The sequence below is a fragment of the Actinoplanes sp. M2I2 genome (assembly GCF_023544445.1).
GTDB lineage: Bacteria > Actinomycetota > Actinomycetes > Mycobacteriales > Micromonosporaceae > Actinoplanes.
On sequence record NZ_JALPVJ010000035.1, the window covers coordinates 1 to 23,597 of the forward strand.

17 protein-coding genes and 1 pseudogene are annotated in these 23,597 nt (G+C 72.4%); 7 read left to right on the forward strand and 11 right to left on the reverse strand.

The window, feature by feature from the left end; genetic code table 11:
* Positions 1-441: pseudogene (locus HJC40_RS41815) on the forward strand (integrase core domain-containing protein); the annotation flags it as partial.
* Between the two features lie 1,408 nt (positions 442-1,849).
* Here HJC40_RS41815 and HJC40_RS41820 read toward each other — a convergent pair.
* From HJC40_RS41820 to HJC40_RS41850, 7 genes are all read right to left on the reverse strand, one after another.
* A complete protein-coding gene (locus tag HJC40_RS41820) occupies positions 1,850-2,575 on the reverse strand; it encodes an alpha/beta fold hydrolase (protein ID WP_250009257.1) in 726 nt (241 codons plus the stop codon).
* 85 nt (positions 2,576-2,660) lie between these two features.
* The gene (locus HJC40_RS41825) at positions 2,661-3,971 is read right to left on the reverse strand and encodes a hypothetical protein (protein ID WP_250009258.1); all 1,311 of its coding nucleotides are present in this window, start codon (positions 3,969-3,971) and stop codon (positions 2,661-2,663) included.
* Positions 3,965-4,684, reverse strand: a complete 720-nt coding sequence (locus HJC40_RS41830; RefSeq protein ID WP_250009259.1) for an ABC transporter ATP-binding protein — start codon at positions 4,682-4,684, stop codon at positions 3,965-3,967. Before HJC40_RS41830 ends, HJC40_RS41825 begins: the two co-directional genes overlap by 7 nt.
* A gap of 26 nt (positions 4,685-4,710) precedes the next feature.
* Complete coding sequence (locus HJC40_RS41835; protein ID WP_250009261.1) at positions 4,711-5,685, reverse strand: transporter; 975 nt, start codon at positions 5,683-5,685, stop codon at positions 4,711-4,713.
* Entirely contained in the window at positions 5,685-6,164 is a 480-nt protein-coding gene (locus HJC40_RS41840) for a DUF302 domain-containing protein (RefSeq protein WP_250009262.1), read from the reverse strand. Before HJC40_RS41840 ends, HJC40_RS41835 begins: the two co-directional genes overlap by 1 nt.
* A gap of 50 nt (positions 6,165-6,214) precedes the next feature.
* A complete protein-coding gene (locus HJC40_RS41845) occupies positions 6,215-7,069 on the reverse strand; it encodes an aldo/keto reductase (protein ID WP_250009263.1) in 855 nt (284 codons plus the stop codon).
* Positions 7,069-7,788: a hypothetical protein gene (locus tag HJC40_RS41850; protein WP_250009264.1), complete on the reverse strand. Its 720-nt coding sequence runs from the start codon at positions 7,786-7,788 to the stop codon at positions 7,069-7,071. Before HJC40_RS41850 ends, HJC40_RS41845 begins: the two co-directional genes overlap by 1 nt.
* 182 nt (positions 7,789-7,970) lie before the next feature.
* Here HJC40_RS41850 and HJC40_RS41855 point away from each other — a divergent pair, with 182 nt between their 5' ends.
* Positions 7,971-8,339 (forward strand): DUF2255 family protein, encoded by a 369-nt coding sequence (locus HJC40_RS41855; protein ID WP_250009265.1) that lies wholly within the window; start codon positions 7,971-7,973, stop codon positions 8,337-8,339.
* 2 nt (positions 8,340-8,341) lie between these two features.
* Here HJC40_RS41855 and HJC40_RS41860 read toward each other — a convergent pair whose 3' ends face one another.
* Both HJC40_RS41860 and HJC40_RS41865 read right to left on the reverse strand, forming a co-directional pair.
* Positions 8,342-9,106, reverse strand: coding sequence for a PP2C family protein-serine/threonine phosphatase (locus HJC40_RS41860; protein ID WP_250009266.1), 765 nt, complete (start codon positions 9,104-9,106; stop codon positions 8,342-8,344).
* An 83-nt stretch (positions 9,107-9,189) separates the two neighbouring features.
* Positions 9,190-11,919 carry a LuxR family transcriptional regulator gene (locus HJC40_RS41865; protein WP_250009267.1) on the reverse strand — a complete coding sequence of 910 codons (2,730 nt, stop codon included), beginning with the start codon at positions 11,917-11,919 and terminating at the stop codon, positions 9,190-9,192.
* A gap of 104 nt (positions 11,920-12,023) precedes the next feature.
* Between HJC40_RS41865 and HJC40_RS41870 the strand changes: the two genes are divergently transcribed.
* Positions 12,024-12,782 carry an MBL fold metallo-hydrolase gene (locus HJC40_RS41870; protein ID WP_250009269.1) on the forward strand — a complete coding sequence of 253 codons (759 nt, stop codon included), beginning with the start codon at positions 12,024-12,026 and terminating at the stop codon, positions 12,780-12,782.
* Between the two features lie 68 nt (positions 12,783-12,850).
* Positions 12,851-15,622: a LuxR family transcriptional regulator gene (locus HJC40_RS41875; protein ID WP_250009270.1), complete on the forward strand. Its 2,772-nt coding sequence runs from the start codon at positions 12,851-12,853 to the stop codon at positions 15,620-15,622.
* On the opposite strand, the gene HJC40_RS41880 is transcribed toward HJC40_RS41875, so the two are convergent.
* Complete coding sequence (locus HJC40_RS41880; RefSeq protein WP_250009271.1) at positions 15,604-16,293, reverse strand: winged helix-turn-helix transcriptional regulator; 690 nt, start codon at positions 16,291-16,293, stop codon at positions 15,604-15,606. The genes HJC40_RS41875 and HJC40_RS41880 overlap by 19 nt on opposite strands.
* Positions 16,294-16,361: 68 nt before the next feature.
* Here HJC40_RS41880 and HJC40_RS41885 point away from each other — a divergent pair, with 68 nt between their 5' ends.
* A complete protein-coding gene (locus HJC40_RS41885; protein WP_250009272.1) occupies positions 16,362-19,070 on the forward strand; it encodes a LuxR family transcriptional regulator in 2,709 nt (902 codons plus the stop codon).
* Here the strand turns inward: HJC40_RS41885 and HJC40_RS41890 are convergent, their stop codons facing one another.
* Positions 19,071-21,794 (reverse strand): LuxR family transcriptional regulator, encoded by a 2,724-nt coding sequence (locus HJC40_RS41890; RefSeq protein WP_250009273.1) that lies wholly within the window; start codon positions 21,792-21,794, stop codon positions 19,071-19,073.
* A 127-nt stretch (positions 21,795-21,921) separates the two neighbouring features.
* Here HJC40_RS41890 and HJC40_RS41895 point away from each other — a divergent pair, with 127 nt between their 5' ends.
* Positions 21,922-22,743: an alpha/beta fold hydrolase gene (locus tag HJC40_RS41895; RefSeq protein ID WP_250009274.1), complete on the forward strand. Its 822-nt coding sequence runs from the start codon at positions 21,922-21,924 to the stop codon at positions 22,741-22,743.
* A 76-nt stretch (positions 22,744-22,819) separates the two neighbouring features.
* Complete coding sequence (locus tag HJC40_RS41900; RefSeq protein ID WP_250009275.1) at positions 22,820-23,590, forward strand: SDR family NAD(P)-dependent oxidoreductase; 771 nt, start codon at positions 22,820-22,822, stop codon at positions 23,588-23,590.
* The last annotated feature ends 7 nt before the right edge of the window (positions 23,591-23,597 follow it).

Here is a 23,597-nt window from a genome sequence, read left to right on the forward strand (position 1 = left end):
CAAGCCCGACAGCCCTCGACCCTCACCCAACTACAAACGCTGCTAGACGCCTTCGCCGACGAGTACAACCATCGTCGCCCACATCGATCGCTACCGCACCGGGCAACCCCGGCAACCGCCTACCAAGCCCGGCCCAAAGCCACCCCCGGCACGGACCGAGCCAAGGACACACACAACCGACTCCGCCACGACACCATCAGCAAAGCCGGCACCATCACCCTGCGCGTCCACAGCCGCCTGCACCACATCGGCATCGGCCGGACCTACGCCGGAACCTACGTCCTGCTACTAGTCCAAGACCTCAACGTCCGGATCATCAACGCCGCCACCGGAGAAACCCTCCGCGAACTCACCATCGACCCCCGACGCGACTACCAGCCCACCGGCCGGCCACCCGGACCCACCCCCAAAAACAAAACAGCCCGAACCTACGAAACGTAGGTTCAGGCTATTCCGATGTCCTGAGACATCACACTGGTCGGGCTGACAGGATTTGAACCTGCGACCCCTTGACCCCCAGCATTGTTACGTTTCTATCAAGCAATGCTAGTACATGTCTTTATGTACGCAGAATCGGACATATCGACACCGTCATGTCATTCAATTTCAACCGATTCCAGCGAGGTTGATCAAAGCCGTGACCAGGCGTGTGACCACGCCCAATCAAGTGCGCCGCCTGCCACTCGGTCCAAACCCGTTTCCGAAGGGCATGAGTAGATTTTGTACCGCAGAGTACACGCATTGTTCTAACGCCAGCCCGGGAAGGCGATTCTGCATGGCGTCGTTCGCAAGGTTCAGCCGCACGGTCAACCACTTGACAGCCAATGAGAAACGCGTCTATTCCCCACCGCCGTAGGCAAGGCTATTCAAATCGAGCCCGCGTTATGAATATCATATCGCTAACAATGGCGCCCAGTAAAAGGCACCCGGCCAAGCCTCGGGCGTCACCCAGCGGAGTACGTCAGATCCCGCGCCAGCGCGGCTGTACGAGGGGGCCTGGCGGACCTGGTGTCGTCCATCCGGCGCGGGTGGAAGAAATTGGTAGCGGCCGGGCCGGCATGAGCGCGGTGGTTGACACCGCGGTGTCCTTGAGCCCGTCGCGCAGCGTTTCGCGACGGACTGCCCGAACGACTCAGGCGCGTCGTAGACCGCCGTGATGGGTGCCCGGCATCAGCGACGCGACGGACGAGGTTGAACAGCACCCCAACCCGAGTCGCGGGCGACCATATCCGGCAGGACCGGCTTGGTCAGGTGCACGATCGAGGTAATGTTCACGTCGATCAGGTTCAGTTCGTGGGCCAGGTCGGTCTAGCGGGTGAAGTCGCGGCCGATACCCCGGCCGGCGTTGAGAGGTGAGCACGTCGACGCCACGGCCGGTACGCGGCGATCGCCGCGTACACCTTGCTCGGAACCGTCAGAGGCTGCCACGTAAGCCCGTACCGAGACGATTTTCTTTCTGGCTGTCGCGGCGGCACGGAGCAGCGGCGGCCTGCTCGATCCCCTCGGCTTCCCGCCCCACGACCCTGTCAGTCGTCTCCGACCCGGGAGATACCGTCTCGACCACGACAACCAAATTCCCGGGTTGCGCCGCAGTGAAATCGACGGTCTCCGCGCCGGTGCACCGTTCGGTCACGCGACGGTCGTTCAACGGCGCATCCCAGAGCCGGACATCGAATTCGGTGTCAGTGTTCCAGTCCGGCTCTCCGTGTCCGACCCGGTCACATTGCACCGTGATCCGTCATGGTGGCGACATGGCACGGGTGAGAACCGGCTTGCGGTGTGGCGGAACCCGGCCTACGGCTCTCGGGATGACCCGGATCCGTAGGCCGAGGCGATGAAATGCCGGTGCTCAGCGGAATCCGGCGGCTTCGCGGATGAGGTCGACGAGCGTGGCCGCCTCCGGGATGGCGACGGTGTGAGAGCCGCCGGCCAGTTCCACCGTCCGGCGCGAGCCGGCCCGTTCGGCCATGAACCGGTGCGAGGCGACCGGGATGTTGAGATCTTCACTGCCGAACAGGAACCAGGACGGCAGCGACCGCCACGAGGGCTCGCCCGACGGCTCGTTCAGGGCGGCGTCGGTGATCGGCCGTTGGGTCACCGCCATCACGGCCGCCCGCTCCGGCGCCGAGTCGGCGGCGAACTGGTGGTGATAGCGACTCTGCTGGATGTAAAGGTCAGTGCCACCGTCGGGCAGCTTGACCGGCGCCAGCGCCTCCCCCAGCGAACTGCCGGGGAAACGCCCGGACAGGTCGGCGGCGCTCTCCCCCGCCACGGGAGCGAACGCTCCCACGAAGACCAGGCCGGTGACGTTCGTGCCCGCCCCGGCCACGTTTGAGATCACCATGCCGCCGTACGAGTGTCCGACCAGGACGATCTCGCCTTCGATCGCGCCGATCACAGTGCTCAGGTAATCCGCGTCGGCTCGTACTCCTCTCAGTGGATTGGCGACGGCCATCGCGGGATAGCCGTCGTCGAGCAGCCGGGCGATGACACCGTCCCAGCTGGCCGATTCGGCGAAGGCGCCGTGGACGAGGACGATGGTCGGTTTGCCGGGAGTTGTCGCGGTGATGGTCATCTGAACCCCTTCGGATCGTTCGAGCAACTGAGACCATCGTCGGGCGGATTGGCCGCCCGGCCGTAAGTCAGTCGACTGTCTTTGGTCACTCCGCGGCGAGGGTCTGCGGCACCTCGTGACGGAGGGCGGCGGCGGTGGGCAGCACGGTTGCGGCCAGAGTGAGCACCAGGCCGAGGCCCGCGATCGTCGCGACCGCTCCCAGACCGAGGGACGGCGTCCACGTGCCCGCCGCCCACCCCCCAGCAACCGCGGTGACGCACACCGCAGCCGCTCCGAGGATCGTCGCCGTGACGGTGTAGATGACCGCCTCCCAGGCGGCGGCGGCCAGCACCACGGTTCGGGTGGCTCCGGCCGCGACGACCAGGGCGAACTCGCGGTCGCGGCGGCGGCTCGACATGAAGATGGTCGCGGTGGCGCCGAGCAGAGCCAGCAACAGTGGACCGCCGAGCAGCAGGACGACGGAGCCGGTCCTCACCGACCCGCCGCCGGATGCCGTGCCGTTCGCCGAGTAGAGACCGCCGGCCAACGCGACGGCGACCGTGATCGGGTTGATCGTAGCGGTACTGCGGGCGACGCCGAACGCCGTGGTGCTGCGGGCCAAGTACCAAGAACTCGACGCGCGCTCCGGCACCAGGGCAGTCCAGTCTCTCAGCAACCGGGCCAGGTAGAGCGGCGCGAAGGCAGCCAGCACGCCCGCCACCAAGGGTGCGATCAGCATCAGCGGGACGGACAGCTGTTCCAGCGCGGTGGCGGGCAGGCTCACGAGAATGCCCGCGATGATCACCAGGGTGGCCAGGCCGGCCATCGCCCGGGCGAAGTTCATCCGCTGGTCGGGCCGGTCGATCTCGTGCAGGGACCGGATCGGCGGCGTGTGGGCGGCGCGGCCGGCGCTGCGGGTCCCCGCGAGGGTCACGACGGCGATCACGAACAGGACGACGGGAACGGCCGCCCCGGCGCCGAAAGCCGGATGCAGCTCGCCCAGATCCGGCGATTCGGCCAGCGCGTACCGATACAGCGGGCCGAGGGCGGGAAGGGCCGCAAGGCAGCCGAGCGTCCCGCCGATCAGCGCGACCAGCGCCAGCTGGGTGGTCACCACGATCCGGACGTACGCCGGACGGACGCCCACCAGCTGCCACAGGGCGTACGCCCGCAGCTGAAGCGAAACGGTGAGGCCGGCCACCGAACCCGCGACGATCAGCGCGGTGATCGTGGTGAAGGCGATCATTACGCCGCTGATCGCGTAGAGGGCGAGCGCGACAGTGCCACCGGCCTCGATCGCGGTCTGGATGTCGCTCGCCGCCACGGCACCGACGGCCGCCGTGGCGGTGGCGATCAGCAGCGTGCCGAGCCAGATCCGGGCGTTCGCGAGCAGGTCGCTGACGATGAGCCTCAGCATGTGATGGCCTTGAACACGTCGTCGGCGCTCGGGTTGCGGAGTTCACTGTGGACGGCTCCGTCGCGCAGCACCAGCACCCGGTCGGCGCGGGCCGCCGCCTGCAAATCATGGGTCACCATGACCAGCGAGCGGCCGTCGCCCGGCACACCGGCCAGCAGGTCGAGGACCTGGGCCCCGGATTCGGTGTCGAGGGCCCCGGTCGGTTCGTCGGCGAAGACGATATCCGGCCGGAGGGCGAGGACCCGGGCGACGGCGACCCGCTGTTGCTGGCCACCGGACAGGGTGCCCGGCCGGTGTGCCGCCTGCTCGGCGAGGCCGACATCAGCGAGTGCCCGGTCCACCTCGGCTGCGCTGATCCGGCGCCGGGCCAGGCGGGCCGGCAGGGCCACGTTCTCCCGGGCGCTCAGCGACGGGATCAAGTTGTAGGACTGGAAGACGAACCCGACGTGGTCACGACGCAGGGCCGCCAGGGCGGAACGGCTCAGCGCCCCGACCGTACGGCCGAGGATGCGAACCACGCCGGCAGTCGCCGGCTCGAGCCCGGACATGCAGTAGAGCAACGTCGACTTTCCCGAGCCGCTGGGGCCGACGACGGCCAGGAACTCCCCCGGCGCCACCTGCGCGGTGATCCCGCGCAGGACCGGGACAACGGAACCGCCACGGCCGAGCGTGAAGGTCTTGGTGAGGTCCACGACCTCGGCGAGAACCGGCACGACGTTTCCTTTCTAGGGTGGTGGTGTCAGCGTGCGATTGCCGGAGCGGCGTCGTTGTCGTCGGCCGTGCTCAGCGCGCCCAGGTCCGGTCTCGGAAGCGAACGGGCGGCCAGGATGGTCACAGCCACCGTGAGCGCCCCGAGCAGGACAGCGATGATCGGCCGACGGCCCGGCGCCGCGGCCACCTCCAGCCACTCGAAGGTGAAGGCCACCACCGCCGCCGAAGGGAACGTGAATGACCAGAAGCCCAGGGAGAAGGCGAGCCGGCGGTACCGCGGCAGAGACGCCACCTGGGTCAGGGCGAGCACCACGGTCAACCCCGCCAGCGCGGCCGGGGCCGGGCCGGCGGTCGGCCCGGTCAGCTGGAACCAGGCCAGGCCGGCTACGGCGGGCGGCGCGAGCAAGATGGCCAGGGTGGGTGTCAGGGCGTCGGGCAGGGCCGGCCGGATGATGATGCGCAACAGAATCAGGGTGGTCAGGACGGTCCAGAAGAACACGCCGACCCCGAAAGCGCCCCAGGCCACCTGCCGCAGGCCCACCGCGGCCGCGGTGTCGGCGCCGACCAGCCCCGCGGCGACTGTCGGCAACAGGTAGCCGCCGTGGACCGCCTCCAGCTCCAGATCGCCCTGGAGCCAGGTGCTGATCAGCCAGCCGGCGAACACCGCGGCGGCCGCCAGCGCCACGACCACGACGAGGCGGCCGGCGGCGAACGCGTACCGGCTCAGGTCCGCACCGAGCAGCATCGCGATCACCGGGACCAGCGCGGCGAGCGGGCCCTGGGCGGGATGGCGCAGCTGATCGCGCAGACGCTGGGTGGCACGGACCCCGCGGACCAGGTGCACGGTGAGCAGCCACACCCAGGCGACGGCGGCGATCGACCAGAAAACCTGCGGCAGCAGGTCCGGCAGGCCGAGTGCGGGCGCCGCGGCGCTCCACGCTTCGGCGAGACCGGCCAGGCCGAACCCGATCGCAAGAGTGTTGAGTGGTATCCGTTGTGTCATCATGCGGCTGCCCGCAGCAGGCCGAGGACCTCGTCGTCCAGTTCCCGGGCCACGGCGAGGGCTTCCTGGTCGCCGTACGAGCTCAGCAGGCTCTGCATCGTGTCGTAGGCCAACCGGACCACGTCACCGTCCTGCCAGATCAGCAGTGTCACCGGGGCGTAGGAGCCGGCGTGGGGCAGCGATCGGGTCATCCGGCTCATGGTGACCGGGTTGCCTGCGATGATGCGTACGATGCGGTGCGGGGTGATGTCCGGGATCTTTTGCAGTGCCGTGTCGAGGTCGAGCCGGAGGAACTGCATCAGCCCGGCCGGTCCGGCTGCCAGCGCCACCAGTCTCTCGAACTCCTCGTAGGTGGACGCCGCCGCCCAAGTCTGCGCCGCGGCCAGATCGGGCCGGGAGATGCCGTCGTAGATGCGGTCCAGGACCTCGTCGAACGGCCGGGACGACTGCAATGTGACGCGTTCGAGCCTGACCGTCATCGTGCTTTCCGAGGGATGAGTCGTTGTCATGGGATGATCTGCACTCCTCGTCATTGCGTGGAGAGGGCGGCGTAGTCGGCATCGGACAGTTCGATCGTGGCCGCGGCGACGTTGTCTTCCAGATGTTGCGGGGAGGACGTTCCCGGGATCGGCAGCATCGCCGGTGAACGGCGCAGTAGCCAGGCCAGGGCAAGCTGTGACGGGGTCACGCCGACCCGGCGGGCCGCCTGGTCCAGCGGGCCGCCGGCACCGGCCAGTCGCCCGGTCGCCAGTGGGAACCAGGGGATGAAGGCCAGGCCGGTCGCCTCGGCGTGCTCGAGGACGTCCTCGGAGTCACGATCGGCCAGGTTGTAGAGGTTCTGGACGCTGACGACCGGCGCGAACCGCTGGGCGGCCCGGATCTCGTCCACGCCGACCTGCGACAGGCCGATGTGCCTGATCTTGCCTTCGGCCCGCAGTTCGGCCAGCGTGCCGATCTGGTCGGCCAGCGGCACACGCGGGTCGATGCGGTGCAGTTGGTACAGCGGAATCTGTTCGAGGCCCAGGTTACGCAGGCTGGACTCGATCTGCCGGCGGATGTAGGCGGGGCGGGCGTCGCCACCCCAGCGGTCCGGCCCGGACCGGGTCAACCCGACCTTGGTGGCGATCACGACGTCGTTCGGATACGGGTGCAGCGCTTCCCGCAGTAATTGCTCGGCCACACCTGGTCCGTACGAGTCGGCGGTGTCGAAGAAGGTGACGCCGAGCTCGACCGCCCGCCGCAGCAGCCGAACCGCCCCGGCCCGGTCGGCGGGGAAGCCCCACACGCCAGGCCCGGTCAACTGCATAGTGCCGAAACCGAGCCGGGCGACCGGCAGATCGCCGCCGATGGCGAAGCTGCCGGCGCTCAGCGCGCTGGACCGCATCAGGACACCTCGATGCCGGCGAGGCGGATGGAGACGACGAGTGGTTCGGGCAGGCGTATGCCGTTCTCGTCGTGGGGGTAGATCATGCGAGTGGTCGGGATGGTCAGGCCGGAGACTTCGACGAAGTTCGTCGTGTATTCGGCGGCGGGGGTGTTCCCGGCGATGTCGACGGTGTAGTCGCGGCGGTGGATCAGGCCGTCGTCGCCGATGTAGAGGGTCTGCTGCGTGCTGTGCGTCGCGATGCTGTCCGGGTAAGTGATCAGCAGTCGCCGGAAGTCGCGGCCGTCCTCGGTCCAACCGTCGATCTCGTCGGCCTGCACACCGGGGAAGGTGAGAGAGATCGGCTCGGTGACGTAGGTCCACATGGCGTAGCCGGAGAAGTAGGCGAGTTGCAGCCGGGTCCACGGCGTCGTGAACTCGTGACCGGCGAACGAGGACCGCGGATCGAGCAGTTCCTCGACCACGGTGCCGTCGGCGTCCACGACGGCGACGCGCCCGGGGGTGAAGTCGGTGTGGCGGCCCTCGTCGAAGAAGGGCTCCTGGCGGGTGTGCTCCCGGTGCAGATCGACGGTGACCTGGACGTCGTCGAGCGCGCCGGGGTGGCCCTTCAGCACCCACAGGGCGCCGCCGAAGAACTGGCGGGCGGTGATCCGGTTCGCGTTCTCCCAGGTGGTGCGACCGCCGTAGGCGGCGAGGACCTCGTCCAGCAGGTCGGACATGGCTTCTCCTTCAATCAGTGGTGACGGGTGAAGACTTGATGTCAGCCTGACCGGGAGACGAAGACCCACTATCAGTAGGACGACTGAGCTGGTGGAGTCGGTCGTTCTACTCATGGCCGCCATGGTGGCCGGCGCGAGGCTGGGGATTGATTCATCCAGCCCTTCTGCTGATAGGAACGCCCATGTCTCTCCGGTCGCGCCTGCGGGCGCATCTCCGCGACACCGACACCGTGATCGTCCAGACCGTCACGGCCGGTGGTTCGCCGCGGCGCACGCCCATCTGGGCGGTGGACGCCGACGGCGCCAGCTACATCCGCTCCTCGCACGGGCCGGGCTCGGCCTGGTACGGCAGGGCCACCGGGTCTGGTGGCCTGGCGGTGATCATCGACGGTGAGGCGGTACCGGTGACGTTGACCCCGGTGACTGATGAGCACGTGCAAGACGAGGTGGATCTCGCCTATCGCATCAAGTACGTGGACCAGCCTCAGTTCGTCCGGAACCTGGTCAGCCGGACCGCTCGCCCGACGACCATGAGGCTCGACCCGGCATAGCGCTAACGACCCGCCGCCGGGACCCGGATCGCGAGCATCGCGATGTCGTCGGTCTGCTCCGTCTCCGGCCCGGCGGCGGCGGTCAGCACCTCGGCCAGGCTGCCGCGGCCGTTCCCGGCTAGGCGGCCGCGCAGCCGCGCGAGCCCGTCGTCGAGGCTGTGGCCGCGTCGTTCGACCAGGCCGTCGGTGTAGAGCAGGATCGTGGCACCCGCCGGCAGGGTACACGTCCAGGTGTGCCGGCGGGCGTACTGGCGCACGCCGATCAGGAGGTCATGGCCGCCCAGCATCCGCACCTGGCCGTCCCGCTCGATCAGCACCGGCGGCGGGTGGCCCGCGTTGGACCAGCGCAGCCGGTGCCGGCCGTCGCGGGCGTCGAGCACGGCGACGATCGCGGTGGCGATGGACGGATCACCGAGTCGGTGGTTGGCCGTGTCGAGCCGCCGCAGCAGGGCCGAGGGGGACTCGTCGCGGTCCACCGCGTTCGCCCGGAACATGCTCCGCAGGTGCCCCATCCGGGCAGCCGCCGCCATGTCGTGACCGGCGACGTCGCCGATCACCGCGGTCAGCCGACCGCGAATGCCGGGCACCGCGTCGTACCAGTCGCCGCCCACCTTGTTCACGATGTCGGCGGGCAGGTAATGGGCGGCGACCTGGTACGGGTCCACCGCGGGAAGAACGGTGTGCAGCATTCGCCGCAGGGTCTCGGCCGCGCTGCCGAGGGCCAGTTCGGCGGAGTGGGTGTGGTCGGTGAGCGTCGTCGTGGTCATGGCTGCTCCTGATCGTGGTCATCAGCTTGAGCACCATCGTGAGATCCCTGAGGGCGGGAGCCATCAGTCAACCGACTCGGCCGCTACGCGAGCGCCTCGCGGAGCTGAGCCCGGTTGGTGATCGCCAGCTTCGGGAAGATCCGGTAGAGGTAGCTGCCGACCGTGCGGTGCGAGCAGACCATCTCGGCCGCGATCTCCTGGTTGGTCATTCCCCGGGCCGCCATCATCGCGATCCGCAGTTCCTGGGGCGAGAGCACCTCTGCGGCGTCGACGGCGGCAGGCCGGCCCTGGGTGACCCCGGCCGCCCGCAGCTCGGCCGCGGCCTTCTGCGCCCACGGGCCGGCGCCGGCGCTCGTGAACAGGAAATGGGCCTCGCCGAGGTGCCCGCGCGCGGCCACCACCGAGCCGGTACGCCGCAGCCGGGTGCCGTGCGCCAGCAGGGTGCGGGCCAGCTCCAGGGCGGCTCCGGCTCGCCGGGCGGCGGCAGCCGACTCAGTGAAGCAGTCGTCCGCGGAGTCCAGGACGGCCCGTCCGCGCAGCACCACCGCACGCAGGTGGTCCGAGTCGAATGCCTCGGCCGCACGCCCGGCCCGGGTCAGGCGATCCCGGGCGGTCGCCGCCAGCGCCGGTTCCTGGGTCCCAGCGGCGGCCTCAGCGAGATCGCCGACCGCGTTCCAGGCCGTCGTGCGGTGGTCGAGAGCGATCAGGCGGGAGTACGCGCCCGCGTAGTCCTCGTGGCGCAGGGCTACCAGCCCGGCCGCCCAGCCGGTCAGCGCGTCCACATAGGCCGAGGCCGCGGCCGGGCCGGCGGCGACGGCCGTGGCCAGGCCTGCCCCGGCCCAGGCCGAGGCCAGCGCATGTCCTGCGATGGCCAGCGCGGTCAGCCGGGGCAGGCCGAGTTCCTCGCCCAGGGTGCGGGCCCGCACGGTCTCGGCCAGGGCGTCGTTGATTCGCCCGGCCGCGACCCTGGTCGGGGCCTGGTCGGCCAGCCGGTGCGCCTCGTCGCCGGTGGCGCCGCGGGTGACGGTCAGCGCGTCGGCCAGCAGTTCCCAGCAACGCACGGCCGTCGGGAGGTCGTGCAGGGACTCCGCCGTCCGGGCGGCGGCGACCAGCAGATGGGTGGTCTCGTGCCGCCGCCAGGTGCCGTCCGACAACACCTGGTCCTTCAGACCGGTCAGCACCGACGGGAGCCGGCGTCGGGCGTCCGCTGCGCCGGCCGACGGATCCACCCACGTACGAGCCATGATCAGCATGTCGTCCGGCGGGTCCGCGGCGGCCAGCGTCTCGTCCAGCCCGCGGACCAGGTCGTCGCGTAACCGGCCCGGCAGGTCGAGGTGCCAGGCCAGAGCACCGGCGGCGGCCAGGGCCGGTCCCGCCGTTTCCGATCCGACGCTGCGTACCGCTGTTTCGATCGTGTCCACGGCGACGGCCGGGTCGAGCCCCTCGGCCAGGGCCAGCACGGCCCGGGTGAGGATCAGGCGGCCGGCCACCGGCGGAGCCGGGGCCAGTGCGGTCGCCGCGTCGATCAGCTCCCGCGTCTCGGCCGGGTATCCGCCCCGCCGGGCCAGCTCGGCCGCCGCGGCCAGGCGAGCGGCCCGGGTCCGGGGGGCGGGGGTGAGCGCGGCAGCCCGGCGCAACAGCCGGACGGCCTCGGTCAGCGACGCTGCCCGGCCGGCCGCCTTCTCCAGATCGCCGGCCACGTCCTCGTCGTCGCCGCCGGCCAGCGCGGACCGGTGCCAGGCGGCCCGGCCGGCGTCGAGGGTGGTGTCGGCGAGGGCCGTGTGCGCTTCGGTCCGCTGGGACCAGGTGGCTGCGGCGTACACGGCGTGGCGCAATAGCGGCCGGCGGAAATACAGGCGGTCGCCGGTCACCCGCAGCACGCCGCTGCGTTCGGCCGGGTCGAGGTCCTCCGGCCGCAGTCCGATCCGGGCCGCTGCCGGCATCAGCTCGGGCAGCAGGTTGCGGTCGGACGCGGCCACCAGGACCAGGAACCGGTGGGTGGGGCGGGGCAGCAGGTCCAGCTCGGCGAGCAGGCTGCCGGTGAGCCGCCGGGTGGCCGGCAACGGTCCGTCCGGGTCGAGGTCCCCGCCGGCGAAGGCGACGGCGAATTCCCGCAACGCGAGCGGGTTCCCCTCGGCCACCGCGAGGATCCGGCGCGTGGCTGCGACGTCGAGGTCCGGCACGGCCGCCCGGATCACGTCCAGGGCCACCGGCTCCGGCAAGGGTGGTAGATCGACCGCCGTCACCGGCCAGGGCAGGTTGCGGTCGGTGGCCGGGCCGCCGCTGCGCACGCCCGCGATCACCAGGATCGGTGCGGTACGTAGCCGGCGGGCCACGAAGGTCAGCACGTCGGTGGTCAACTGGTCCAGCCACTGCAGATCATCGACCAGGATCAGCACCGGTGCGTGCCGGGCGACCTCCTCCAGCAGCTCCAGCGTCGCCAGGCAGAGGGTCAGCCGGCTCGGCGGCGGGCCGTCGTGGCGGCCGAAGTACGCGTCGAGCGCGGCCTGCCGATCCGGCGGCAGCCCGGTCGCGCGGTCCAGGACGCCGTGCAGCAACTCGTGCAGGCCGGCCCCGGTCGTCCCCGTCTCGCAGCTCAGGCCGGTGCAGCGCAGGGTCAGGAAGCCACCGTCTCGGGCCCGGTCCGCGACGGCGTCGAGGACGGCGGTCTTGCCTGCGCCCGCCTCACCGACCACGGCGACGGCGGCGCCACCGCCACCGGCGGCGCGCCCGGTGCCGGCCACCTGATCCACCAGGTCCCCGAGCCGGGCCATCTGTGTCTCGCGCCCCGGCAGAACCCTCGTCAGCGTCACCGGTCGAGCCTGCTCGATGCCGGGGCTCCATGGGTATACGTCGCTTGACTTAGGCAGTCGTTCGACTTATCCGTCTCGCGTCCCGCGGCCCGACCGTGGTCGGTGTGGAAGGCGAGTTCGTGGTGACGGCCGGGCCTCGGGTCGTGGTGCACAGCTACCTGGCGCCGTGGGCCGGTCGCTATGCGGCGAGCCACCTGCTCGAGTTGCCCGATCGCCTGGTTCTGGTCGATCTGCCGCTGCTGGCCGCGCACACCGCTGAGGTGCTGGCCCGGGTGGCTGACCTGGCCAAGCCGCTGGCCGAGGTGTTCGTCACCGACGACGGCGCGGATCACGTGGCCGGCACGGCCCTGCTCGATCTGCCGGTGACCGCCACGGCCGGCGTCCGGCAGCAGGTCGCCCGGCACGGCCGCGACGTCGTTCAGGCCGTCTACTCCGACGCCCGGGTCGGGCAGCCGATCACCGGCCGTGGCCCGCACGTCGACCGGACCGCGCGGCCGGGCCCCGCGGTGATCGGGGACGTGGCGGTGGTGCTGCACCGGTTCGGTCCGGCCTCGGCGCCGGAGCACCTGGTGCTGGAACTGCCCGACGACGGGATCGTGGCGACCGGTGATCTGGTCGGCAACGGCGTGCATCTGCGGCTCGACCGGCTCAGGCCGGCCGGCTGGACGGCGGCGCTGCGGTGGCTGCGCGGACGGTCCCCGGCCGTCGTCCTGCCTGGCCACGGCCGTCCCGGCGGCCCCGACCTGATCGACGGCATGCTCCGCTACCTGGAAGTGGCCCAGTTCGTGCTGGCCGGTGCCGACGACGACGACGAGGCCGAGCGGGCCCTGCGGCGGGCCTTCCCGGACCATCGGACGCCCTGACCACGAAACGACTGAACCCGGCCTCGGGCTCTCGCCGCGACCCCGGCCCGCCTCGTAACGTTCCCGCCGTGATCGGACGTGCGGCGGAGTTGTTGACCCTGACCGAGGCCCTCGACGGGCTCGGTCCCGGCGGTCGCGTGGTGGTGGTGGAAGGCGCGGCCGGCCTCGGCAAGACCACCCTGATGACGGAGCTGGAGGAACACGCCAGGGCGCGCTCCGTACGGGTGCTGCGCTGCATCGGGGTGGAGCGGCAGATGTCGGGTGGCTTCGGGGCCCTGCACGAGCTGCTGCACCCGGTGCTGACTGCGGCCGAGGCCCTGCCGGCCCGGCAGCGTGCAGCCCTGCTGACCGCCCTCGGCTCGGGCGACGGCACGGTCTCGGACCCGCTGCTGGTCGGCCTGGCCGCGCTCGGAGTGTTCGAGGAGCTGACCGCCACGGGCCGTCCGCTGCTGGTGGTCGTCGAGGATCTGCACTGGCTGGACCCGTCGAGCAGCGCGGTCGTCGACTTCGTGTCCCGGCGGCTCACCCAGGCCCCGGTGCTGCTGGTGGCCACGCTGCGGCCGCAGTCGCGACCGGGACCGGCGCTGACCGCGCCCGAGGTGACCCGGGTGTCGTTGGCCCCGCTCTCCGAGCCCGAGTCGGCCGAGCTGGTCCGGCAGCTGGCCCCGGACCTCACCGAGCGGGCCCGTCGACGGGTCGTGGACGAGGCGGGCGGCAACCCGTTGGCCCTTAACGAGTTCAGCCTCGTGCTGGCCGACACCTTGGCCGACACCCGCCAGGGAGACTCGCTGCCCGCCCGCCTGGCGACCAGCCGCCGGTTGGAGAACGCGTTCACCGGCGACCTGGCCGGGCTTCCGGCCGCCAGCCGGCGGCTACTGCTGGTTGCGGCCGCGGGCGACGAGACGACCTCGTTACCGGAGCTCCTGGCCGCCGCGGCGGCGCTGGGCGTGACCCCGGCCGATGCCGAGCCGCTGGAGCGCAACCGGTTGATCTCGGTGCAGCGCGACCGGCTCACGTTCTCCCATTCGTTGGTCCGGTCGGCCGTCTACGGGGCCGCTTCGAGCAGCGAACGTGCGGCGGCGCACCGCGAGCTGGCCGGCGTGACCCTCGACCCGGTGCGGGCGGCCTGGCATCGGGCGTCGGCGCTGATGGAACGGGACGAGGCGGTAGCCGCCGAGCTGGTCGCCGCAGCCGAGCTGGCCCGGCGCCGGGCGGCCCTGCCGGAGGCGGCGAGTGCGCTGCGGCGGGCCGCCGACCTGTCGCCCGACCCCGACGACCGGGTGCACCGGATGGCGCTGGCCGCGGAGATGACCCGGCAGGCCGGGCAGGCCGAGGAGTGCGCGGCCATGCTCGCCGAGGCGATCCCCCAGGCCCGCCGGGCCGAGGACGCGGTGATGCTGGCCGTCACGGAGAACCTGCTCGGCCTGACCACCGGCCTGCCGATCCGTAGCGTGGACGACGTGCTGGCGCTGTCCGGCAGCCTGGCGGCGCCGACCGTCCAGGAGGTGTTGTTCCAGCGCAACACCCTGCTGGCCGCCGTGGCGGGACGCGTCGACGCGCTCGGAGCGGATCCGGACGTTCGGGCCCGGGTGCGCGACGCCGTGGCCGACCTCCTCGCGGTCGACGACTCCTGGCCTCAGCAGGTGGTGATGGCCTGGGCCGACCCGGTGGCCGCCGCCCCGCGGATCCGCCCGCAGCTGCCTGCCCTGTTCGAACTGCTCAGCGGCTTCGCGATGGCCGGCGGACAGGAGCGCATCCCCGGCGGCAACCAGTACCTGCACGTCTTCGGCCGGGTCGCGGAGGCCCTGCACGACCTGACCGCCGCCCGCCGGTCGTGGGAGCAGTACTACTTGTTCCACCAGCAGCAGGGTGGCGCCGCCGAGGTGGCCACCGCGCTGCAGGGACGCGCCACGGCCCGCCTGATGACCGGCGACCTGATAGGTGCGCGCGCCGACGGCGAGCAGGGCATCGAGCTCGGCACGGTCAGCCGGTCGCCGCGCAGCGCCGCCGCCGCGGCAGCCGTCGCCGCGCTGGCCTGCGCCTTCCTCGGCGACACCGGGCGCGCGACCGAGCTGATCCGGTACGCCGACGAGACCAGTGACCACCAGCCGCACGCGCTGATCACCTCCCGGGCCCGCTGGGCCGCCGGGCTCGTCGCGATGGCCGAGGGCCGGCACTCGGACGCCTGGTTCGAGCTGCTGGAGGTGGCCGCGCATCCGACTACTGCGATGTGGGCGGTGGCCGACCTGGCCGAGGCGGGCACCCGGAGCGGGCACCTGACTGCGGCGCGTGAGCTGGTGGCCGAGGCGGCCCGCCGGGCCGAGGCGTTCGACGCGCCGATCGTCTGGGCCGTCGTCCACCGGGCTCAGGCGATGCTCGGCGACGGGCCCGGCGCCGAGGACCACCATCGGCGATCCATCGAGCAGGCCGAGGCGGCCGGCGCCGGCCTGGAGCGAGCCCGGTCCGAGCTCGCGTACGGCGAGTGGCTGCGCCGGCAGCGACGGATCGCGGAGGCCCGGGAATACCTCGGGTCGGCCCTGCGCGGGTTCCAGCGACTGTCGGCCGAGGCTCTCGTCCAGCGGGCCGCCGGCGAACTCCGCGCTGCGGGTGGGGCGTCGGTAACCCAGCGTATGCCGGTCCCCGATGCGGAGGCCAGTCTGACCCCGCAGGAGCGGCAGATCGTCCAATTGGCCGCAACCGGGCTGAGCAATCGGGAGATCGCCGACCAGCTGTTCCTGTCCCACCGCACGGTCGGCGTACACCTGTACAAGGCCTATCCCAAGCTGGGCGTGTCCAACCGGGCCCAGCTGGTGGATCTGCTTCACCTCGCCGCGGGCTGAGCGGGTACCCGAACGGGCCGGGGCAGCACCGCGGCCAGGGCGTACAGCGGCGCCGCCGACCCGTCCAGCCGAGCCATCCGATGCTCGAGGGCGGCCGCCAGGCTGAGCGGTCCGAACAGCACGGCCCGCAGGGTTGCCACGTCGGTGGTCAGCCGGGACCCGGCCAGGGCGGTACCCGGTCCGCGGCGGATCTCGACCCCGTCCGCGCTCGCCTCGACCTCGAAGCTGTCGGCAGCCAGCCGCAGCGTCACCCGGCCGGGGGCGGCGTGGCCAGGTAACGGGCGGTACCAGGCCAGCAGTTCGAGCAGGGTGGCGGCCGCCCCGGTGGCGCCGGGCACGGTCACCGGGAGGTGATGGCCCCAGCGCACGAGTTCGACCAGGGTGGCCCGCAGCCCGGCGCCGCGGGTAGTCAACCCGTACCGGACCTCGCTGCCGGCCGACGGCCCTGCGATGCCCCGGGTGACCAGCTGTTCGAGCCGATCGGGCAGAACGCCCGCTGCCGGATCCGGCAGCGCCCGGCGCACCTCGCGCTCGGTCCGCGGACCGAACAGCAGCTCCCGGACGATCTTCAGATCCCACGGGTCGGCGCCCAGCAGCCGGAGCGCCCGCGCGTCCGGAGCCGGGTCGTCGTCCTGGTCACCCTCGACTTGGCGAAACCGCTCAGCTGACACATGCTCACGGTAGGGACCTGATCATCGGGCCCGATAAGTCGAACGACTCCCGACCGGAGGAACAGCGGGTGATCGGGCGCAGGACCGAGCGCGCAGCGCTGCTCGAGGCTCTCGACGGCGGCGGCCGGGTGGTGGTGCTGGCCGGGGCGCCCGGTATCGGCAAGACCACCCTGGTCGGCGAGGCGCTGGCGGTGGCCGCGCAGACCGGCCGGCCGGTGCTGCAAAGCACCGGTTTGGCGGCTCAGTCCACCGTCGGCTACGCCGGGCTGCACGAGTTGCTGCACCCGCTGCTGCCGCTGTCCGGAGTCCTGCCGGACCGGTGGCGCGAGGCCCTGCTCATCGCGTTCGGTCAGGTCCAGGGGCCCGGCCCGGATCCGCTGGTCCTCGGCCGGGCCGCGTTCCGGCTTCTCGACGAGGCCGCAGGGACCGGGCCGATGCTGGCCGTCGTCGAGGATCTGCAGTGGGTGGATCCGACCAGCCGGTCCGTCCTGGACTTCGTGGCCCGCCGGTTGGCCGGCTCCACGGTGACGCTGCTCGCCACCGAGCGCACCGGCCGGTCGGCGAACCACTTCAACGGCGCCGGGGCGCGCCGAATCGAGCTGGGGCCGCTGACGGTGGACGAAGCGGCCGAGGTGCTAGCCGCGACCGCGCCGCACCTGACCGGGCCACTGCGGCGGCGGGTGCTGAGCGAGGCGGCCGGGAACCCGCTGGCGCTCGAGGAGTTCGGCGCGACGGCCGAACGGCTGCGCGGCGCCGGGCCGCTCGACCCGGCCGACCGGCGGCTGCCCACCAGCCGCCGGCTGGAGCAGGCGTTCCTGGGCGACCGGGCCACGCTGCCCTCGGCCAGCTGGACGCTGCTGCTGATCGCCGCGGCCGCCGATGAGACGACATCGGTGGCCGACGTGCTCGTGGCCAGGACCGAGCCTGCCGACCTGGCTTCGCTGGAGCACGCCGGGCTGATCGCCGTCGAGGGCGGCCGGCTGCGGTTCACCCACCCGCTCGTGCGCTCGGCGGCGTACGGGGCGGCCTCCGCCTCCGAACGGGCCGGCGCCCATCGCCATCTGGTCACGGTCGCCACCGACCCGGTCCGCGTCGCCTGGCACCGGGCGGCGGCGGCGCAGCGGCTGGACGAGGACGCGGCCCGGGGCCTGGAGACGGTGGCCGGGCTGGCCGGACCGCGGGAGGCCGTGTCCGCGTTGCGCCGGGCCGCCGAGCTGTCCCCCACGCTGTCCGCGCGGACCCACCGGTTCGCACTCGCGGCCGAGACGGCCCGGCAGGCGGCGCTGCCGGACGAGTCTGCGGCGCTGCTGCGGGAGGCCGTAGCCCTGGCCGAGGAGCCGGACGACGTCGCCCTGCTGGTGTCCACCGAGGTGCTGCTCGGTCTCATGGCCGGCACGCCCGGGCGCGGTACGGCGGAAGTCATCGGGCTCGCGGTCCGGCTGGAACCGTCGGCGCAGCGCCTGCGCCTGCTCAGCGCGGCGATCGGGCGGGCGTGGGTGACTGGCGCCGTACCGGAGACGGCCGCGGCGGCGCTCTCCGACGAACCGCCCTGGACTCGCGACCTCAGGCTGGCCCTGACCGATCCGATCGGTTCTGCCCCGGCGGTGCGGCGGAGGCTGCCGGCGATCCTGCACGACGTCCGGGCCGCCGCGTTCGACGGCGATCGGGAGCGGTCGCCCGGCTCGAGCCAGTGGCTGCTCGCCTACGCCTGGGCGGCTGAGTCACTGCAGCATCTGGCCGCTGCCCGGGACGGCTGGGAGCTCGGCCGGCGATTCCACCACGAGGCCGGGTCGGCGGCCGACGAGGCGTACGCGTTGCCGGGGCGCGCCATGATGCGCCTGCTTGCGGGCGAGCTGACCGCCGGTCTGGCCGACAGTGAGCAGGCGCTGCATCTGGCCGAGGCGGGCCGGCTGCCCCGGATCGCCGGTCAGGCCGCGGCGATCTCGGCCCTGGCCCATGCCCGGCGGGGCGAGCGGGCGGAGGCGGCCGCGCGGATCGCCGACGCCGGGCGGCTGCGGGGGCACGAGCCGTACGCGCTGATCACCGCGCGGATGCGCTGGGCCGCCGGGCTGCTCGCCCTGGCCGAGGGCCGGTACGCCGACGCGTGGCTGGAGCTGACCGAGGTGGCCGACCACCCCACCACCGCGCTGTGGGCCCTGGCCGACCTGGCCGAGGCCGGTGCCCGCAGTGGACACGCCGCGGCCGCCCGCGACCAGGTCGAGGCGGCGGCGGTGCAGGCCGAGGTGTTCGATTCGGCCCACCTCTGGGCGATCGTGCATCGGGCACGCGCCGTGCTGGCCAGCGACGAGGACGCTGAAAGGCACCACCGGCGCGCGATCGCCGCCGCCGTCGAGGACGGGGGCGTCCTGGAGATCGCGTTCAGCCGGCTGGCCTTCGGCGAATGGCTGCGCCGCGAGCGGCGGATCGTCGAGGCCCGGGAGCCGCTGGGCGCGGCCCTGAAAGCTCTCCACCGGTGCGGTGCCGGTAGCGCGGCCGAACGGGCGGTGATGGAGCTGCGGGCCGCCGGGGTGATCGCTGACGCGGCCGCCGGGGTGAACCTGGGTGATCTCTCGGCCCGGGAGCTGCAGATCGTCCGCCTGGCCGCGGCGGGGCTGAGCAACCGGGAGATCGCCGACCAGATCTACCTCTCGCACCGCACGGTGGCCGCCCACCTGTACCGGGCGTTTCCGAAGCTCGGGGTGGCCAGCCGGGCCCAGCTGGTCGAGGTGCTCGCCCGCACCGATCTGGCCGGGGCGGACGTCCCCCGAGCGGGATGATTAGACGTTGGTGAGCGCGCGCATGGCGCCGGCCAGCTGGGAACGCTGCGTGATGCCGAGCTTCGGGAACAGGTTGTGCAGGTGGGTCGCCACCGTGCGGTGCGAGAGGTAGATCTGGTCGGCGATCTCCTTGTTGCTCAGGCCGGTCGACGCCAGCCGGGCCACCTGCAGCTCCTGGGGGGTGAGGGTGCGTCGCGGGTCGGCCCGGTCCGCCCGGACGACCGTTCCGGCCCCGGCCGCGTCCAGCTCGGTGGCGGCCCGCACGGCCCACGGCCGGGCCTCGGCCTCGGTCAGCAGTTCGACGGCCGTCGTCAGATGCTCCCGGGCCTCGAGGATCCGGCGTTCGCGGCGCAGCCACTCGCCGTACATCAGGTGTGTGCGCCCCAGCTCCAGCGGAACGCCGGCCTGTTCGCCGTGCCGCACGGCAGCGGCGAACGCGACGCCCGCCTCCGCCTTGGCGGCGGTCAGCGCGACCGACCGCTGCCACAGCATGTGCAGCCGGGGAGAGGCCGGGAAGGCCGCGGCCGCGACGGCCAGAGCGGCCAGCGGCTGCTCGGCCGCCTCCGGTCGCTGGGCGCGCACCGCGGCCTCGATCAGGTCCGCGCTCGCCCACAGAGCGATCGCCTCGTTCACCGAGACGGCCGCCATCGCCTCCCAGGCCTCGACCGACCGGCCCTCGACGGTGGCGATCAGGCCCGCCGCCCACGCGGCCATCGCCTCGACCCGGGCGAACGGCTGCGCCCCGGCCAGCTCTCGGTACTGGGCCAGCGCGGACCGGGCCTCGGTCACCTCGCCGCGCATCGCCCGGGCCTGGGCGATGGTGGCCGCCGCGAGCGACCCGGCCACCGGCAGGCCGAAGTCGAGTGACAGCCGCAGCGCCTGTTCGGCGTCGGCCAAGCCGTCGGCGAGCAGACCGGCCATCACCCGCAGGGTTCCGCGGCCGCACTGGGCCACGGCCTCGTCGCTGATCCGCCCGTACGCGTGGTGGTGGTCCATGGCCAGCGTCCAGCACTCGTATGCGGTCGCCTCGTCCTGGGTCTCCTCGGCCACGAACGCCAGCACGTTCATGATCACGGCGTTGAGCGCCAGCACCCGCGGGGCGAGTGCGGGCAGGTCGGCCCGCAGCGAGGCAGGCCCGCGGGTCGGGTCGAGCAGGGTCACCGCGATGTCGTGGAGGCCGTCGCGCTCGTGGGCGTCGACGGCGTCGAGCCCGGCCCGGACCAGCCGCCGGACCTCGGGCGGCTCCTGCAGCACCCAGGCCTTGGTCGCCGCCCAGAGCAGGATCTCCACCCGCGACGGGCCGGTGTACTCGCCGGCCAGCTCGACCAGTTGCGCCGCGCTGCGGCTGGGCACGACCGCGGTCATGCTCAGCAACCATTCGGTTCGGGCCAGTCCGAGCACCAGCTCGCCGGCCGGGGCCAGCGGCAGCGCCTCGCGCAACGTCTCCTCCGACTCGGCGGTCAGCCCGCCGCGCCGGGCGGCCTCCGCGGCCTCGGTCAGCCGGCGCACCCGGTCGACCAGCACGGGCGACAACGCGGCCGCGCGGCGGTAGGCGGTCATCGCCTCCGGGTTGGCGCCCTGCTGGACGGCGGCAGTGGCCAGTCCCTCGAGGTCGTCGGCGAGGCCCGCGTCCCAGCCGAGGGTGGCCGCGGCCCGGTGCCGCACGGCCCGGGCCCGGTCGGGTGAGGCCGCCGCCAGCGCCCGGTGCGTCTCGGCCCGTTGCAGCGACGAGGAGGCGCCGTAGATCGCCGAGGCGACCAATGGGTGCCGGAACGTCACCCGGACCCGCCCCACCCGCAGAAAACCGGCCCGCTCGACCTCGCCCAGGGCGTCGCCGTCCAGCCCGAGCTGCTGGCCGGCGGCGGCCAGTTCGGTCGGTGCGGCGTCCTCCCCGGCCGCGGCCAGCAGCAGGGCCGCCCGGGCCGGGCCGGTGAGATCGGCCATCTCGGCCAGGAACGCCTGCTCCAGCCGTTCGGTCATCGGCAGCTGATCGGTTGCGCCGGCACCGGCGGCGGGCCGGCGGCGCAGCTCGGCCGACAGCTCGTGCAGGGCCAGCGGGTTGCCCGCCGCGGCGGTCAGCACCCGCGCGCGCAGTCCGGGGGCCAGGTCGGGGGCGACGTCGCGGAGAAGCTGTGCGGCCAGGCGGTCGACCAGCGGCTCGACCGGCAGCACCACGGGGAAGGAGCCGCCGCGGTCCTCGTACGACCCGCCCGTCCTGGTGCTGGCCAGTAACAGCACCCGCGCGTGGCCGAGCCGGCGGGCCAGGAACGACACCACGTCGGCGCTCGACCGGTCCAGCCAGTGCAGGTCCTCGATCACCACCAGCAGCGGCACGACCGCCGCGGTTTCCTCCAGCAGGCCCAGGGTGGCCAGCCCGACCAGCAGCCGGTCCGCCGGCGGTCCCTCCTCCTGGCCGAAGGCCACGGTGAGCGCCGACCGCTGCCGGGCGGGAAGGGCGGTCAGCCGGTCCAGCACCGGATGGAGCATCTCGTGCAGGCCCACGAAGCCGGCGCCGCCCCCGGCCTGGACGCCGCGGGCGTGCAGCTCGCGGAAACCTCGCGTCCGGGTGGCTTCGCGCACGGCGGTGAGCAGTGCGGTCTTGCCGATCCCGGCCGTGCCCTCGATCAACACTGCGGTGCCGGCCGACGTCGCGTCGTCAAGGAACCGGAGCAGACGGGCGAACTCGGGCCCGCGGCCCACCAGACCCGGCGGAGCTTGATCCATGTCACGGAGCCTAACCGGCAGTCCGACCAGCGCAATCGCAGGAGCCCAGTCGATGCACGTATGCCCGTCCGTCCCGGCCTGGCGAAGGTTGGGGCAGGACGGAAACAGCAACGGAGAGGACAACGACATGCCTTACATCACCACCACCGACGGCGCCGAGATCTTCTACAAGGACTGGGGCAGCGGCCAGCCGGTGATCTTCAGTCACGGGTGGCCGCTCAGCAGTGACGCCTGGGACGTCGAGATGAAACTGGTGGCCGACAACGGTTTCCGGGGCATCGCGCACGATCGGCGGGGGCACGGCCGGTCCTCGCAGACCTGGAACGGCAACGACATGGACACGTACGCGGCGGATCTGGCTTCGCTCGTGGACCAGCTGGACCTCAGGGACGTCATCGTCGTCGGCCACTCCACCGGCGGCGGCGAGGCGGTCCGGTTCGCGGCCCGCCACGGCCGTGGCAACGTCGCCAAGGTGATCACCGCGGGTGCCATCCCACCGGTCATGATCAAGTCGGACAGCAACCCGGGCGGCACGCCGATCGAGGCGTTCGACGGCATCCGCGCCGGCGTGCTCGGTGACCGGTCGCAGTTCTACCAGGACCTGGCCTGGCAGTTCTTCGGTGCCAACCGCGAGGGCTCCACGATTTCGCAGGGCCAGCGCGACCAGTTCTGGCGACTGAGCATGCAGGTGGGCCTGAAGGCGGCGTACGACTGCGTCGCGGTCTTCTCGGAGACCGACTTCACCGAGGACCTGCAGGCGCTCGACATGCCGATGTTCATCGCGCACGGCGACGACGACCAGATCGTGCCGTTCGCCGACGCCGCGCTGAAGTCGGTGAAGTTGGTCAAGAACGCCACGCTGAAGATCTACGAGGGCGCGCCGCACGGCATCGCGGGCGACTACCAGCAGCTGTTCGACCGGGACCTGCTCGACTTCATCCAGAGCTGACCGTTCGCCCACTCCCGAGGCCCGGCCGACCATCGCGATCGGTCGGGCCGGTGTTCGAAGACATGGAGATCATTCGATGACTACCCCTATCACCGTACCGAAATGGGCTCAACCGGACACGAACCTCGCCGGGTCCACTGTCGTCGTGGTCGGCGGGGCCGGCGGCGTCGGCGAGGGCGTCGTGCAGGCCCTGCTCGCCGCGGGCGCCACGGTCGTGGCCACCTCCCGCTCGGCCGGTCGGCTCGACGAGTTCGCCCGCCGCATCGACGACCCGCACCTGCACGTCCGCGAACTCGACCTGCTCGATCCCGGCCTCGACGAGGCGGCGGCCGAGCTGGCGGCCGAGTTCGACGGCCTGTACGGCGTGGTGCTCAGCGTCGCCGACTGGGGCCGACAGGGTCGCAAACCGCTGCTCGATCTCACCGATCCGGAGTGGGAGGATCAGCTCCGGCAGAACCAGACCACGGTGTTCCGTGCCTACCGCGCCTTCATCCCGCAGCTGGCCGGCGACGGCATGATCCTGCAGCTCAACGGACTGTCCGCGGACCTGCCCTTCCCGATGGCAGCCGCGGTCGCCGCCGGCAGCGCGGCCACCAAGTCGTTGACCCGCACACTCGCGGCCGAACTCGGCGGGCGCGGTCCACGCGTCTACGAGCTGGTGCTCGGGTTCATCCGCACCCGCCCGCGCCGGCTGGCCGGCATCGACGACCCGGGCTGGATCCCGGCCACCGACGTCGGTGTGCACATCGCCGAGGTGGCCGCCGCGACCAGCCCCATCGCCGGAGACACCCTGCACTACTTCGTCGATCAGGCGGCCGGGCCACAGGCCGCCGCGGACCAGGGCTGAGGGGCAC

What these genes read in the sequence shown, in the direction of transcription:
- HJC40_RS41825 (WP_250009258.1), bottom strand. Translation starts at nt 3,971, where the DNA reads ATGCTGAGGCTCATCGTCAGCGACCTGCTCGCGAACGCCCGGATCTGG.
- HJC40_RS41900 (WP_250009275.1), top strand. Translation starts at nt 22,820, where the DNA reads ATGACTACCCCTATCACCGTACCGAAATGGGCTCAACCGGACACGAAC.
- HJC40_RS41855 (WP_250009265.1), top strand. Translation starts at nt 7,971, where the DNA reads ATGTCTCTCCGGTCGCGCCTGCGGGCGCATCTCCGCGACACCGACACC.
- HJC40_RS41850 (WP_250009264.1), bottom strand. Translation starts at nt 7,788, where the DNA reads ATGTCCGACCTGCTGGACGAGGTCCTCGCCGCCTACGGCGGTCGCACC.
- HJC40_RS41845 (WP_250009263.1), bottom strand. Translation starts at nt 7,069, where the DNA reads ATGCGGTCCAGCGCGCTGAGCGCCGGCAGCTTCGCCATCGGCGGCGAT.
- HJC40_RS41895 (WP_250009274.1), top strand. Translation starts at nt 21,922, where the DNA reads ATGCCTTACATCACCACCACCGACGGCGCCGAGATCTTCTACAAGGAC.
- HJC40_RS41840 (WP_250009262.1), bottom strand. Translation starts at nt 6,164, where the DNA reads ATGACGGTCAGGCTCGAACGCGTCACATTGCAGTCGTCCCGGCCGTTC.
- HJC40_RS41820 (WP_250009257.1), bottom strand. Translation starts at nt 2,575, where the DNA reads ATGACCATCACCGCGACAACTCCCGGCAAACCGACCATCGTCCTCGTC.
- HJC40_RS41890 (WP_250009273.1), bottom strand. Translation starts at nt 21,794, where the DNA reads ATGGATCAAGCTCCGCCGGGTCTGGTGGGCCGCGGGCCCGAGTTCGCC.
- HJC40_RS41860 (WP_250009266.1), bottom strand. Translation starts at nt 9,106, where the DNA reads ATGACCACGACGACGCTCACCGACCACACCCACTCCGCCGAACTGGCC.
- HJC40_RS41835 (WP_250009261.1), bottom strand. Translation starts at nt 5,685, where the DNA reads ATGACACAACGGATACCACTCAACACTCTTGCGATCGGGTTCGGCCTG.